The sequence below is a fragment of the Aeromonas sp. 600774 genome (assembly GCF_049175075.1).
Classification (GTDB): Bacteria; Pseudomonadota; Gammaproteobacteria; order Enterobacterales; family Aeromonadaceae; genus Aeromonas; species Aeromonas veronii_A.
Genome location: NZ_JAAKUJ010000010.1, coordinates 55,606 through 69,536, shown reverse-complemented (window position 1 = coordinate 69,536; position 13,931 = coordinate 55,606). Strand labels below are relative to the sequence as shown.

Here is a 13,931-nt window from a genome sequence, read left to right as displayed (position 1 = left end):
GTGGTTGGGGAGTGACGCGGCGTTACTCGCCATAACAAACAGCTCATCTGGCCATGATCTGCGACTGCACCTTGAAACCCAGCGCCTCGTAGAGGGCTTTGGCGCGCTCGTTGAAGGCTATCACCTCCAGTTCATCAGAATGGGGCCTTGCTGCGTTGTTTCCCAAATCAGCCAGCAAGTCATGACGTTCCCAGCCCCGGGTGAGCGCTACACTCGGGGCTTTCTGACAGGTAGGCCAAGGGCATTCAGTTTGTTCATCGCACATACGTATGCCATGACCTCTCCCACTTGGCCGTTGTAGTTACGCAGACTGATTTTCCCCGCCAACAACTGCTTGAACCGATACATCGCCGTCTCTGCCAGCGAGCGACGGTGGTATCCCGATATCTTCTTCCAGTGCGCCAGCCCTTCCTTACGCATTACCAGCACGGCCTCATTTCTTGCGTGTCCCTTTTTCCATAACCCCGCGTTCTTGCGAGGCGGGATACAGGCTGTCGCCCCTTTACCTGCTATCAGCTGATGGCTGGCTTTGCTGTCGTAGGCGCCATCCGCATAAACACGCTCCAGCTTGCGCCGCAGTGGATTGAGTAAGGTCGGCAACACTTCGGCATCATGGACATTCTCCAATGACACTTCTGCTGCCACGACATCGTGGGTTGCCGGGTCTACCGCCAAATGCAACTTGCGCCAGACTCGGCGCTTTTCGGCGCCGTGTTTTCTGACCTTCCACTCGCCTTCACCAAACACCTTCAGCCCGGTTTAGTCGATAACCAAATCGGTAATACGTCCTTTTGGGGGCTGTCGATAAGCCACCGTCACCGTGCGGGCCCGCTTGCTGACACAACTGTAATCGGGGGCACAAAGCGGTACGTTCATCAACTCGAACAGGGAGTCGAGTAGCCCCTGAGTTGCGCGAAGCGTGAGGCTGAAAATCCCCTTGAGCATCAGGAATGTGCAGATGGTCTGGTCGGTGTTGAGCTGGCTGCGTCCCCGTTGTCCATGATGGTCGTGGTGAAACCAGTTGCACATGGCCTCGACATCAACCCAGAAGGTGAGTGAACCTCGGTTAATCAAAGACTTGTTGTATTGAGGCCAGTTGGTGATGGGGTGAAGCGATGTGCCTATGATGCAGACTTGAAGAGGATGGTGGTGATCAGATCACCAAGTCCTCAGTTAGTTCCATTCAAGCTGTATCGATTTGGGAAACAACGCCGGGCCTTGCTTTAAGGCAAACCACCCTCCAAGAGGGACGTGACACCACTGCACATAACCAAGCTGAAATTTGATTATAAATTAGCTGTTTTGTGATCTTGCGACTGCCAGCCGGGGGGTTAAATCGCGTATTATCACCCCTCACCAGCACATGCAAAACCAGTAGTAGTCATTGTCACCAATCCGATAGATACAACCGCGTTCAAACAAAACAGCCCCGATAGAGTATCGGTCTATTCAAATCTTCAAGATGATGAATCCAAACCCAGAATGGGCGCGGACTCACTCCGGATTTCCAACAAACTCTGGAATGATGCGGTAAAACCAGTCTCCACCCAACTTGTTGGCCATCAATCGGTTGATTTCGTACCTACCCGGGACAAGGCATTCAATTTTGACTCTACGGCTACGAGCACTGACACTGTGGATTTAAGGAAACTATGAGTAACTTAGCATCACTAAAACAATTGGAAATTTTGGTTAAAATTGTCGAGTGTGGTGGTTTTAAAGAGGCTGGTATTCAACTAAATGTATCGCCATCAGCTATCAGTAAAGGGTTATCAAATTTAGAGTCACAACTGGGCACGACGTTACTGAAGCGAACCACCAGAAGCTTGACGCTCACCGATGCGGGTCAATATCTCTATGAACGGGCGACCCAGTTGCTCTTGGATATAGATGAATCACTCAATACCACTGCGGGATTTTATAACCACCCTCAGGGTGAGTTGAGAATAACGTGCTCAATGGCTTTTGGCTATACCCAGTTAATATCACTCATTGACCAATATCAAAAAAAGTATCCAGATGTAAATTTATACATCGATCTGAACGATAATTTTGTCAATTTAAATGAGTGTAACTTTGATATTGCTTTGAGAGTTACATCCAACCCACCACAGAACTATTCTTTACGAAAATTAGCCTCAATCAATTGGGCATACTGCGCCAGTCCTGAATATTTAAAATGCAATGGCAAACCAACTTCAATTTCACAATTAGAAAACCATCAATGTTTGATTTATCCAGGATTAACCCCTGTGATGAAAAATGTGGATGGTGATGGTCTTCAACAATCACTTAAAATCAAAGTGCCGATACAAGCCAATAGTAGTCTGGTCTTATTAAAAGCAGTGTTGCAACATCAAGGTATTGCATATCTTCCAACCTATCTATTAGGTGACCATATACGCCAAGGTGATATAATTCCGCTTACTCTAGACGATGAACTGATTCACAATACCCATGGATTATATGCCTTGTACTTTCCTTGCCGATATACCAATCCAAAGGTACGTTCATTTATCGATTTTATGTTCGAAACGCTACAACCACTTCCTATATGGGACCAGTGGATGACAGACAAGCCCGAGTAAATAAAATTTTTAAGGGCTTACCACAATATGGCAAGCCCTTTGAGATAGTAAAAATCACTAACTATTTATCTTCAGAATTATACATCCCAAATAACATTGCTATTGAGATTTAAACTCTAAATTCAGCCAAACGCTTAAAGCCCGCTTCCAAATCCTCAATCAAATCATCTACAGACTCTAAACCAATATGTACACGAACCAGAGTTCCTGCAAACGTCACTTTTCCGGCCGGTCTTATTTGATTTAACTCTTCTGGTTGATTCGCCAAAATCAAAGACTCAAACCCACCCCATGAATACGCCATGCTAAAGTGTTTGAAGTTATCAAGATAAATAGCTATCTGCTCTGCACTCAAATGCTCTTTCAATATAAAAGAGAAAAGCCCACAGGAACCGTTAAAATCTCGATTGTAAAACTCATGTCCTGGGCAAGATGGCAGAGCCGGATGGTTAACTTGCTCAACCTCTGTTCGTTCAGATAACCATTTCGCAATACGAATGCTGTTTTCTTCATGTTGCTTCAAACGCAATCCTAACGTTCTTAGGCCACGGCTGGCAACATAAGCAGTATCTGCATCCAGCATTTGTCCCATCAGGTACGAGTTTTCACGTAATTGATCCCAGCAGCGCTCATTTGCTACTGCGGTTCCTAACATGGCATCGGAGTGACCAACAATATATTTTGTTCCTGCTTGAATTGAAATATCTATACCGTAATCCAATGCCTTAAAGAGAACACCTGCAGCCCAAGTATTATCCATCATAATTACAATGTTTGGATTAATGGCGCGAGCCGCTTTTACCATACCTGGGACATCTTGAACTTCCATCGTAACGGAGCTTGGTGACTCAAGAAATAGCACCTTGGTGTTTGGCTTAACCAGACTGGAAATACCTGAGCCAATCAAAGGATCATAAAATGTCGTTTCTACTCCTAAACGTGACAAGACTTTGGTACAAAAATCCTGCGTAGGTTCATAGGCCGCCCCGGTCATGAGGATATGGTCACCTTGTGCCACAAATGCCAATATTGCGTTGGTTACTGCTGCGGCCCCACAAGGGTAGAGCGAGCATCCCGCCCCCCCTTCCAGATCAATCATTGCCTGCTGAAATGAAAAGTGGGTTAGCGTGCCGCGGCGCCCATAAAACAACTCTCCTTTTGCCCTGTTTTCAGTTGCAAATTTTTTATCTTTCACCGTTTTGAATACCAGTGAAGATGCTCGCTGAATGACAGGATTAACTGAGCCCTGTGTATATTTTAGTTCACGCCCAGCTGTAATGAATGCTGTTTCATATTTTTTGGATGTCATTGAATTAGTCCTATTTTATACAATACAACTGATTTTTATCGCATTATTAACCATATATTACTCAGAGCATGCCAAGTTTTGCTCAACCGTTAAACTTTCATGAGGATTCAATTTTTTTGTGAAACGCTCAACAATCTGCGCAGCAGGTAAATCATGAATCACGTTTATCAGGGTCGCTGGGGCATCGGTTAGTGTGCCAAGAACAACCAACATCGGAATGGCTTCTAGAGGCAAGCCCAATGTTGTCACAATAAATATTTCTCCTAAAAATGCTCCCCCAGGAACACCACCAACAATAATCGCCGACAATACAGAAATTAACATTGTCAAAAAGAAGATTTCCGCTGTAAAGTCCATACCTAATACAGAGAAAATAAACACAATTTTCAATGCTGCAATCATTGCCACGCCACCTTTGTTTAGATTGACTAACAGTGGCAAGGAAATGTCTACTATCTCTTCATTGATCCCCATCGCTTTTGCGGCACGAATATTCACCGGCAATGCTCCTAGAGAGGAACAAGTACCTAATGCAGTCGCAGAGGGTTCAACTGCATTTTTCCAAAAAGCTCTCACCGCTGGCATACCACCACCCAGCCATGAATATATACTTGAACCAAAAACAAAATATATCAGTGTCGCAGCAAAAAACATCATAATGGCACGAGCAAACGTCACCAGCAATTGCGAATCTTGGCTAGCCATCGTCGCAGCGAAATAACAACCCAAGCCAATTGGAGCGCCTGTCATGATGATAGATACAATCTTCATTATGACTATATTCAAGCCATTTAGGGATTCTGCAATATTTTTGCCTTGTTCACCAGATTGACCAATCGCAATCCCCGCAATGACCGACATGATGATGAGAGCCAAGATATTTGATTTAGACAAGAGGCCAACAAAATCATTAGTTGTGACCATGTTGACAAAATCCATTTCGCCACTGCCTGAGTTGAATTTATCAGCCAATGTTATCGTCACACCTTGGGCTGGATCAAACAGTGTTGCTAGCCCAACTACACCGGCAGCAGGAATTAATGCCATGATAATTGAAACAAAAAAGATCACGGTTAATATCTTACCTAATTTTTTCAGATCCGACATTCCCGCAATAGATGACATCACGCTGACGCTCACTAACGGAACAATGATCATGAACAATAAATTAAGAAATATTTTCCCTATAGGTTGCAGCTTTAATGCGGTTTCAGGGATGTATACTCCGAGCACACCGCCAATAGCTAAAGATATTAAAAGAACAATTGATGCCTTGTAGGGCTCAAAATATTTCCACATGTCAAAACCCCTTCACATTTTAATGAATATGAGACGCAGGTCACGATATCAAGACTTGTATTTTATAAGAAACTGATACATCCACTATCCGCTTTTATTATGTCAGCTAGTCATGAGTAAACTGATTACGTGATGTATCATTACATTTCTCACTGAATAATGTAATGTCAGATTGATACCATTTAATCACATCACTGATGACATAAAGGAAACAGTTGCCAAGGTGGCATTGCTGATAGTTAATGTGTAAATGAATGGTTCGCATCACAGGTTTTTCAGCTCCACCAAATTAACTTAACAGCAACAAGTGCGTTATCTTATGCTTCCTGATTGAAGTGCTCGCCCGCTGTTTAGTCAGCGGAACTTGAGCACTCTATCACGGGGCATCATCGTGGTACGAAACGCTAAGTGACATATCAACAATTTCGATAAGCCAATCACAACACCAATAAGCTACTTAGAAATCATACAAACAGATGACCTCTGCTCAGCGCCTATTTCGCCATGATCTGTGACTGCACCTTGAACCCCAGCGCCTCGTAGAGGGCTTTGGCACGCTCGTTGAAGGCCATCACCTCCAGCCGGATTTGCTGAGCATCACGGGCCTTGGCCCACTCATCGCAATGGGCGATCAGCGCCTTGCCAATCCCGCGGGAGCGGTGCTGCTCATCCACCACCACCGAGCCAATGCGGCAGATCGGCGCACGGGTGAGAAAAGGCACGCTCTCATTGATGTCTATCCGCGCCGTCAAAAAGCCCACCACCCTGCCATCCTGCTCGGCAACGCAGAACAGACGCCCTTCGGCGGCAATGGCATCGAGCAAAAATGCCCGCTCCTCTGGTGACGGCGGGCAGAACACCTCGGGATAGTGCTGATGGTGGAGCTCTCCAATCTGCCGGTTCAGCTCGACAATGGCGTCGATATCCAGTTCGCTTGCCTTGCGTATCTCCAACGGTTGCTCCTTGCAAAAATGGTGATGGTCCTGCGCCATCTTAGGGGCTGTGCCCCACAATCCAAATAGGCTCATCCGTATCTTTTGGCGGGCAGCAGAAACAACAACGCCCCTTGAGCGGGGCGTTATCGGCAATCCATGGCGATGAGGGATATCAAGCGGGGGCGTTAAGCTGGGCCACCTGCCGCTCGATGCTCCCCTTGAGGTTGTCATCGAGCTTGAGGGCGCGCGCCAGTTCGTCGAGATAGCCTCGCTCCATAAAGTGATCCACCTCGATGGCGAGCAGGGAGGCGAGATAGACCTCGGTGGCCAGCTCCATGTCGGTCACTTCCCGCGCCAGCGCATGGGGATCGAGGGGACGGGCCAGCTCGGCGTCAATCCAGCGGGCCACATCGCTCTGACCCTGTTCGGTCAGGTACTCCTGAATTTTCTGGCGCTCGGCGCCGTCGATATGGCCATCGGCCCGGGCTGCCGCCACCATGGCACGCACCAAGAGTGCCGCGCGGGCATCCAGCGCATTGCCTTCCAGGGTACTGACGGGATGGGTAGGCTGGGCGGGTGCCGCCTGCTGGGCCTGCCAATCCTGATAGAGCTTGTAGGCCAGCCCGCCAAGGGCCGCCGCGCCGCCCACGGCAGCGGCCTTGCCGCCATATTTGCGCACTTTTTTATTGCCCAGCAGCAGACCGAGCGCGCCACCGGCCAGCGCTCCCTGCATCTGCCCCTTGCGCTTGTCGCCGCCTTCGTTGAGCCAGCCTTTGCCAGCCCCCAACAACTGTTCCAGCATCTGTTTCATCGTGGCACCTCGCTATTGTTCGGCCCATGCTGGCGCCAGACTGATGAACCAAGAGTGAATGGGCCCCATTATTGCGCCGTCCCCTGTGCATCCTGCCGCCATTCGCGGTATACCTGAAACAGGTCAACAAGGAGCATCAGGATGCGCATCATCACCCCTTTCGTGGTTCTGCTGTTGTGCGGCACTGCCAGTGCCGCCAGCGAGCTGGATCGCTCAGCCCAGCAGGCCAAGCTGGATGCCGCCTGCCAGCAAGCTCAGCAGCAACTGGTCGAGCAGGGCAAGCAACAGCGGATCGACGCCTGCATCAAGGAGGGCGGCAAGGCCGACAAGTGTCAGCAGGAGTTCACCAGCTTCGGTCAGCGCGAGGGCAACAAGCGGCCCGACCTCAACAACCTGCCCCCCTGCCAACAGGCTGACGCCTACCGCAAGAGCTACCGTCAATGACCCCGAACCAAGGAGAGAGCATGATCCCCCCCCGTGAACTGACCCTGCAATTTTTGGCCGAACCCTCTGACGTCAACTTCGGCGGCAAGGTGCATGGCGGCATGGTGATGAAGTGGATCGATCAGGCGGGCTATGCCTGCGCCGCTGGCTGGTGTGGCGGCTATGCGGTGACCGTCTATGTAGGGGGGATCCGCTTTTTGCGCCCCATCCAGATTGGCCAGCTGGTGGAGGTGCAAGCTCAGGTGATCCACACCGGCACCACCAGCATGCATCTGGCGGTGGATGTCTACAGCCGCCACCCCACCGACACCGAGCGCCACAAGACCACCCACTGCATCATCATCTTTGTGGCGATGGATGAGCAGGGCAAACCGACCCCGGTGCCCCAGTGGCAGCCGGTGAGCGAGAGCGATCTGCAGTTGCAGCAGTACGCCAAAAAGCTGATCGCCCTGCGCGAGGAGATCGACAAGGAGATGCGCCAGCACCTCTGACCTTGGTGCCTCACAACCCGACAGAGCGGGCGCTTTCGGCCAACGACGGCGCCCCTGTATAATCCCCCCTCTTCCCGCAACCGGAACCCTGCCCATGTCACTGGAAACTGCCCCGCCCGAGGTGAAACTCGCGGTGGATCTGATTGAACTGCTGGAAACCAATGAGCTGGCCCCCGAGCTGGTGCTGGCGGCGCTGACCATCGTAAAAAATGACTACGAGCGCAAGCTGGCGGAGGGGAAGGATCACTGATCCCCCCGTTTTATCTTTCCGACTTCAGTTTTTCACCACATAGCCACTCACTGCGGCCCCATCACCTCGTCACAGAGGGCGATTAGGGCCGCACTCAAGCGGGTGAGCGGCTCGCTCCCACGTCCTCCGGCATGGAGCGCCAGCTCCACCGGCGCCACCTTGGGCCACTGGGTCAGGGCCAGCTGATCGGCGGGCATCAGCCGTTTGGGCAGCAAGCTCACCCCGATCCCCGCGCTCACCGCCCCCTGCAAACTGGCGAGGCTGGCGCTGACATAGGCGATACGCCAACGCCGCCCCAGACCATCGAGCGCCTCGGTCATCTGGCGCCGATAGAGCCCTTCGCTCGGGAACACCACCAGCGGCAGCGGATCCCGTTCCCGGGCGGGCCAGTCGCGGCTGTCGACCCACACCAGCGGCTCGCGCCAGCTGGCAAGGGGCGAACCCTGCCCCCGCGTCTGTTTGACCAGCGCCAGATCCAGCTCTCCCGCCTCGAAGCGCTGCCAGATCTCGTGGCTCAGGCCGCTCTCCACCTCCAGCCGCACCTCGGGGTAATCGCGGGCAAAGGCGGCCAGTACCGGGGTGATGGCACCGGCGGCGAAATCCTCCGGCACCCCGAGGCTGAGCGCCACGCTCCCTTCCGTCACTTGTTCTTCGGCCTGCGCCAGCAGCGCCAGAATGCGGCGGGCCAGCCCCAGCAATTTTTCCCCCTCCGCCGTCGCCACCACCCTTCGGCCAGCGCGATCGAGCAGCGGGCAGCCGAGCTGCTGCTCAAGGCGGCGGATCTGCTGGCTGATGGTGGATTGGGTCAGATGAACCCGTTCACCGGCGCGGGTAAAACTGCCGGTGTCGATAATGGCGACAAAACTGCGCAGCAACAGGGGATCCAGCATGGGGCACTCCATTTACAAAACCACTGAAACTCATTCTATCATTTAATTTCCAAATGACTTTTTTCGCCGCTAGGCTGGCATTTGTTCTGTCAAATCAGGGTTTTTCATCATGTCACAGCCTCTTGTAGCGTCTACCCCTCTTCGCTCGCTCACCCCATCAACCTCACTCCAGACTCACCGACAATGGCTGGAGCAGGCGGTGCAACTGGCCAGAGCAAATCACCGGCAGGGCGGTCGCCCCTTCGCCGCCCTGCTGGTGCGCGATGACCAGCTGGTGGCGAGCGCGGTCAACGGCATTCATCTGGATGGCGATCCCACCCGTCACGCCGAGCTGGAGGCGCTGCGCAAGGCAAGCCAGAGCGCGCCGCTCGCGGGCAGCATCGTCTATGCCAGCGGTCACCCCTGCCCCATGTGCCTCGGCACGCTGGTGATGAACGGTATAGCCGCCGTCTATTACGCCTTTGATAACGCCGATGCGGCCCCGTTCGGCTTTGACAGCACTGCCGCCTATCAAACGCTGGGACTGCCGCTGGCACCGCCACCTCTGCCGCTGGTCAAACTGGCCGTCACCATGACGGCGGCGGATCTCTACGGCTCCCAGTTACAACAAGCCACACAAGCAGCGCCTGATCATGAGTAAAGGGACTTTCGAACGCCCGGCAGAAGCGCGCCGCCAGCAGTTTGCCCTGCTGGTGCTGGTGATCCTGACTGGCCTGAATCTGCGCCCCTTTCTTACCGCCATCGGCCCGCTGAGCGGCGAGATTGGCCGCGCCCTGTCGCTGGGGATGGACACCCTCGCCTGGCTTACCCTGCTGCCGCTCTGGCTCATCGGGATTGGCGTGCTGCTCACTCCCAGCCTGCGTCGGCGCGCCAGTGCGTGCCAACTGCTGGGGCTGGCCCTGTTGCTGCTCGGCGTTGGCAGCGCTATGCGCTTCGATGCCCAAAGCGGTGCCTTGCTGATCGCCAGCGCGGCGCTGTGTGGATTGGGGTCGGCACTGGTGCAGGGGGTGCTGCCGGCACTGATCAAGCAGGCCTTCGCCCACAAGGTGCCGCTGGTGATGGGGATCTTCTCTGCCTGCATGATGGGGGGCGGGGCATTGGGGGCCAGTCTCACCCCAAGGCTTGCAGTCAGCCTCGACTGGTCGCGGGCACTGGCGCTCTGGAGCCTGCCGGTGCTGCTGGCCCTCGTCTGGCTAGGGTGGAAAGTGCGTCTGCCAAACACCGCAGCGGTCGCCATTCCCCACGGCGAGCAACGGCTGATCACCCTGCCCCGCAGCTGGTTGCTGATCGTCTGCTTTGGCATCATTAACAGCGGCTACGGCATCGTGGTGGCCTGGCTGGCCCCCGCCTATATGGCGCAGGGCTGGAACGCTGCACAGGCTGGCGGGCTGGTCGCCTGGCTGGCACTGGCGCAGACCGCCAGCGGTCTCGGCTTGCCGCTGCTGGCGGCGCGCAGTCTGGATCGACGACCCTGGATGGGCCTTGCCATCGCCATGCAGCTGGCGGGATTCGGCGGCCTCTGGCTGGCGCCAGCCAGTGCCCCCATTCTCTGGTGTATGCTGTGCGGTGCCGGTCTTGGCGGCAGCTTTTCGCTGATCATGGTGATTGCGCTCGATCACCTGCCCGACCCGCGCCGCGCGGGCACCCTGAGCGCCCTGATGCAGGGATTCGGCTTTATGCTGGCGGCCACCGGCCCCTGGGTGGCGGCACGGCTCTATCACTATGTGGGCGATTTTGCGGCCGCCTGGCAGTGGCAACTGGGAGGCTTGCTGCTGATGAGCCTGCTGGTGCTGCGCCTCGACCCGCGCCACTACCCTCGCGTCATGCGGCTACCGGCCGCCAGCGAACCGACCCTTTCAGCGCCCCTCCCAACCGACTCTGCGGCCCAAAGCAACACACCGGCCTAAGGCCGGTGTGTTGGGGATAACAGTGTTGGGGATGACAAGGTCGGCTGACGCCACTCAGAGGGGCAACTCAGCGCCCCTTCTTCTGCCGCCCTGTGTTAGCGGTGCGCGGCTTGCCAGCGGCCGGTTTGCCTCCCTTGGGAGCCCCTTTGCCAGCACCGCCCCTGTTGGCAGCACCTTTGCCCGCGCCACCCTTGCCCACCGGCAGCTTCTTCTCGAAAGCTTCCGGGCCCGGCACATTGGGGCGCCCGCCAATCTCGTGATCATCATCGCGGCGCGGCTTCTTGCCTTGGGCCGGCTTGGCGGTTTGCGCCGCAGGAGCCTTGGCCGCCTTCGGTTTGTCGCATTTGGCCGGTTTCACCTCGGAGGAGGAGTCCTCAATCAGCTTGAACAGATCGATCAGCTCGTCGTCGGTCAGATCGCGCCACTCGCCCACCGGCAGCCCCTTGAGGCTGACGTTCATGATGCGAATGCGCTCCAGCTTGGTCACTTCAAAACCGAAGTGCTCGCACATGCGGCGGATCTGGCGGTTAAGCCCCTGCACCAGGGTGATGCGAAAGACGAACGGCGCCTCTTTCTTCACCTTGCACTTCTTGGTGACAGTACCGAGGATCGGCACCCCGGCCGCCATGCCGCGCACAAACTCGTCGGTCACCGGCTTGTCGACGGTCACCAGATACTCTTTCTCGTGATCGTTGCCTGCCCGCAGGATCTTGTTTACCAGATCGCCGTGGTTGGTAAGGAAGATCAGACCCTGCGAATCCTTGTCGAGCCGCCCGATGGGGAAGACCCGGGTGCTGTGGTTGACGAAATCGACGATGTTGTCCTTCTCGCCCGCCTCCGTGGTACTGACGATGCCCACCGGCTTGTTGAGGGCGATTAGCACCAGACTGTCCGCCTCGCGCGGCTCGATCACCTGACCGTTCACCTTGACCAGATCACCAACCTGCACCTGATCGCCAATCCCGGCGCGCTTGCCGTTGATAAAGACGTGGCCCTGCTCGATAAAGCTGTCGGCCTCGCGGCGCGAACAGATACCGCTCTCGCTGATGTATTTGTTCAGGCGCATGGATTCGTTAGCCAGCATGGGTCACCTGTTCATTTGCGATAAAAGAGAGGGTAAAACGGGTCGGCCACATCTGCCGATGGAGGGTCGGTGGGATCTGCATAAAGCTCCGTATCAAAAACACAGCACAATCTGGTTGGAATATCAGGGCGCTACATTAGCACATCGCCGGGCGCCGTTCGCCGGATACTTCTTTGTCCACCACCATCGACGGAGTCAGCAGTCTTGTCCCCCCCCACGTCACAAACCGCCATCGTTCCCACCATGTCAAGCCTGCCGGCGCAACAGCTCAGAGCCTGAAATTATTCATCTTCTATGCAATACGTACTTTCTGACACTGAATACACAAGATAATTTCTTGCTATTTATCTAAAAAATAAGCATAAAAAGATAATCGCCATCACGAATTATCTTGCCCTCACATCACACTTTTACATGGTTTTCGGCAAGTAACAGAACAATCTTTTCTGAACGCATCAAATAACGAATTTTGCCTGCATTTATCCCCTTTTTCTGTCTCTATATCCGGAGCTCGGGGCATGCACTTTTCTCTGGCAAGAGGCCATGTTTACCCTTCACTACAGGAGTTACAGATGAGTCATTCCCTCTCCCAAGCGGATTTTATGGCCCAGGTCACCAGCCGCAATCCGCACCAACCGGAGTTCATTCAGGCCGTGAGCGAGGTGATCGCATCCATTTGGCCCTATGTTGAGCGCCACCCGCGCTACCTGCGACACGGTCTGCTGGAGCGGCTGGTGGAGCCAGAGCGGCTGATCCAGTTTCGGGTAAGCTGGGTGGATGATCGAGGGCTGGTGCAGGTGAACCGGGGCTACCGGGTACAACATAGCTCCGCCATCGGTCCCTTCAAGGGGGGGATGCGCTTTCACCCATCGGTGAATACCTCGGTGCTCAAGTTCCTCGCCTTCGAGCAGACCTTCAAGAACGCCCTCACCACCTTGCCCATGGGCGGCGGCAAGGGGGGCAGCGATTTTGATCCCAAGGGCAAGAGCGAAGGAGAGGTGATGCGCTTTTGCCAGGCGCTGATGCTGGAGCTGCATCGCCACCTCGGTGCCAACACCGATGTACCGGCCGGCGACATCGGGGTGGGAGCACGCGAAGTGAGCTACATGACAGGCATGATGAAGAAGCTCACCAACAGCGCCGAGTGCGTTTTCACCGGCAAGGGGCTCTCCTTTGGCGGCAGCCTGATCCGTCCTGAAGCCACTGGCTACGGCCTGCTCTATTTCGTCGAGGCCATGCTGGCACAGCGCGGTCAGTCGCTGGATGGCATGCGGGTCTCGGTGTCAGGCTCGGGCAACGTGGCCCAGTACGCCATCGAGAAGGCGATGTCCCTCGGCGCACGGGTCATCACCGCCTCCGACTCCGGCGGCACCGTCTACGATCCGGCGGGCTTCACTCCCGAAAAGCTGGCCCGATTGATGGAACTCAAGAACGAGCAGCGCAAGCGGGTGGCAGATTATGCCCACGAGATGGGGCTGGAATTCTTCAGCGGCCGCACCCCCTGGCATCTGGCGACCGACATCGCCCTGCCTTGCGCCACCCAGAATGAGCTGGATGCATCGGACGCCGCCGTCCTGATCGCAAACGGCGTGCAGTTGGTCGCCGAGGGGGCCAACATGCCTTCCAGCGCCACCGCCATCCGCCTTTTCCACGAAGCAAGGGTGCTGTTCGCCCCGGGCAAGGCCGCCAACGCCGGCGGGGTCGCCACCTCGGGCCTCGAGATGAGCCAGAACGCCCAGCGTCTCTGCTGGAACCGGGAGGAGGTAGACGCTCGTCTCAAGGGGATCATGACCAGCATCCACGCCACCTGCGTGCGCTATGGCCAGGACGAGCAAGGCCATGTGAACTACGAAAGCGGCGCCAACATTGCCGGTTTCGTCAAGGTGGCCGACGCCATGCTGGCGCAAGGGGTCTGCTGACGCC

13 protein-coding genes and 2 pseudogenes are annotated in these 13,931 nt (G+C 54.9%); 7 read left to right on the top strand and 8 right to left on the bottom strand.

What is annotated here, in order from left to right:
- Positions 1-43 precede the first annotated feature (43 nt).
- Positions 44-130 (bottom strand): annotated as a pseudogene (locus G5171_RS12290) (GNAT family N-acetyltransferase); the annotation flags it as partial.
- Between the two features lie 77 nt (positions 131-207).
- Positions 208-1,125 (bottom strand): annotated as a pseudogene (locus G5171_RS12285) (IS5 family transposase).
- Positions 1,126-1,652: 527 nt separating this feature from the next.
- Here G5171_RS12285 and G5171_RS12280 point away from each other — a divergent pair.
- A complete protein-coding gene (locus G5171_RS12280; RefSeq protein WP_421250372.1) occupies positions 1,653-2,588 on the top strand; it encodes a LysR family transcriptional regulator in 936 nt (311 codons plus the stop codon).
- A 109-nt stretch (positions 2,589-2,697) separates the two neighbouring features.
- On the opposite strand, the gene metC is transcribed toward G5171_RS12280, so the two are convergent.
- From metC to G5171_RS12260, 4 genes are all read right to left on the bottom strand, one after another.
- Entirely contained in the window at positions 2,698-3,897 is a 1,200-nt protein-coding gene (gene metC / locus G5171_RS12275) for a cystathionine beta-lyase (RefSeq protein WP_421250373.1), read from the bottom strand.
- Between the two features lie 57 nt (positions 3,898-3,954).
- The gene (locus tag G5171_RS12270) at positions 3,955-5,196 is read right to left on the bottom strand and encodes a dicarboxylate/amino acid:cation symporter (RefSeq protein WP_421260240.1); all 1,242 of its coding nucleotides are present in this window, start codon (positions 5,194-5,196) and stop codon (positions 3,955-3,957) included.
- Positions 5,197-5,690: 494 nt separating this feature from the next.
- Positions 5,691-6,149 carry a GNAT family N-acetyltransferase gene (locus tag G5171_RS12265; RefSeq protein ID WP_421250375.1) on the bottom strand — a complete coding sequence of 153 codons (459 nt, stop codon included), beginning with the start codon at positions 6,147-6,149 and terminating at the stop codon, positions 5,691-5,693.
- Between the two features lie 154 nt (positions 6,150-6,303).
- Complete coding sequence (locus G5171_RS12260; RefSeq protein ID WP_139690650.1) at positions 6,304-6,942, bottom strand: tellurite resistance TerB family protein; 639 nt, start codon at positions 6,940-6,942, stop codon at positions 6,304-6,306.
- A 141-nt stretch (positions 6,943-7,083) separates the two neighbouring features.
- Here G5171_RS12260 and G5171_RS12255 point away from each other — a divergent pair, with 141 nt between their 5' ends.
- The 3 genes from G5171_RS12255 to rsmS all read left to right on the top strand — a co-directional run bounded on the left by G5171_RS12255 (position 7,084) and on the right by rsmS (position 8,127).
- Positions 7,084-7,386, top strand: coding sequence for a hypothetical protein (locus G5171_RS12255; protein WP_227342393.1), 303 nt, complete (start codon positions 7,084-7,086; stop codon positions 7,384-7,386).
- Between the two features lie 20 nt (positions 7,387-7,406).
- Complete coding sequence (locus G5171_RS12250; RefSeq protein WP_227342392.1) at positions 7,407-7,877, top strand: acyl-CoA thioesterase; 471 nt, start codon at positions 7,407-7,409, stop codon at positions 7,875-7,877.
- A 94-nt stretch (positions 7,878-7,971) separates the two neighbouring features.
- Positions 7,972-8,127, top strand: coding sequence for a pleiotropic regulatory protein RsmS (rsmS, locus tag G5171_RS12245; RefSeq protein ID WP_076493688.1), 156 nt, complete (start codon positions 7,972-7,974; stop codon positions 8,125-8,127).
- A gap of 47 nt (positions 8,128-8,174) precedes the next feature.
- Here the strand turns inward: rsmS and G5171_RS12240 are convergent, their stop codons facing one another.
- On the bottom strand, positions 8,175-9,017 hold the full coding sequence (locus tag G5171_RS12240; RefSeq protein ID WP_421250376.1) for a LysR family transcriptional regulator: 843 nt from the start codon (positions 9,015-9,017) through the stop codon (positions 8,175-8,177).
- A gap of 109 nt (positions 9,018-9,126) precedes the next feature.
- Between G5171_RS12240 and G5171_RS12235 the strand changes: the two genes are divergently transcribed.
- Together G5171_RS12235 and G5171_RS12230 are read left to right on the top strand one after the other, a co-directional pair.
- Entirely contained in the window at positions 9,127-9,657 is a 531-nt protein-coding gene (locus G5171_RS12235; protein ID WP_421260239.1) for a nucleoside deaminase, read from the top strand.
- Positions 9,650-10,924 (top strand): cyanate transporter, encoded by a 1,275-nt coding sequence (locus tag G5171_RS12230; protein WP_421260238.1) that lies wholly within the window; start codon positions 9,650-9,652, stop codon positions 10,922-10,924. The genes G5171_RS12235 and G5171_RS12230 overlap by 8 nt, the downstream gene beginning before the upstream one ends.
- 67 nt (positions 10,925-10,991) lie before the next feature.
- Here the strand turns inward: G5171_RS12230 and rluF are convergent, their stop codons facing one another.
- Complete coding sequence (rluF, locus tag G5171_RS12225) at positions 10,992-12,008, bottom strand: 23S rRNA pseudouridine(2604) synthase RluF (protein ID WP_421250379.1); 1,017 nt, start codon at positions 12,006-12,008, stop codon at positions 10,992-10,994.
- Between the two features lie 572 nt (positions 12,009-12,580).
- Here rluF and gdhA point away from each other — a divergent pair.
- Positions 12,581-13,927 (top strand): NADP-specific glutamate dehydrogenase, encoded by a 1,347-nt coding sequence (gene gdhA, locus G5171_RS12220; protein WP_421250380.1) that lies wholly within the window; start codon positions 12,581-12,583, stop codon positions 13,925-13,927.
- Positions 13,928-13,931: the final 4 nt, after the last annotated feature.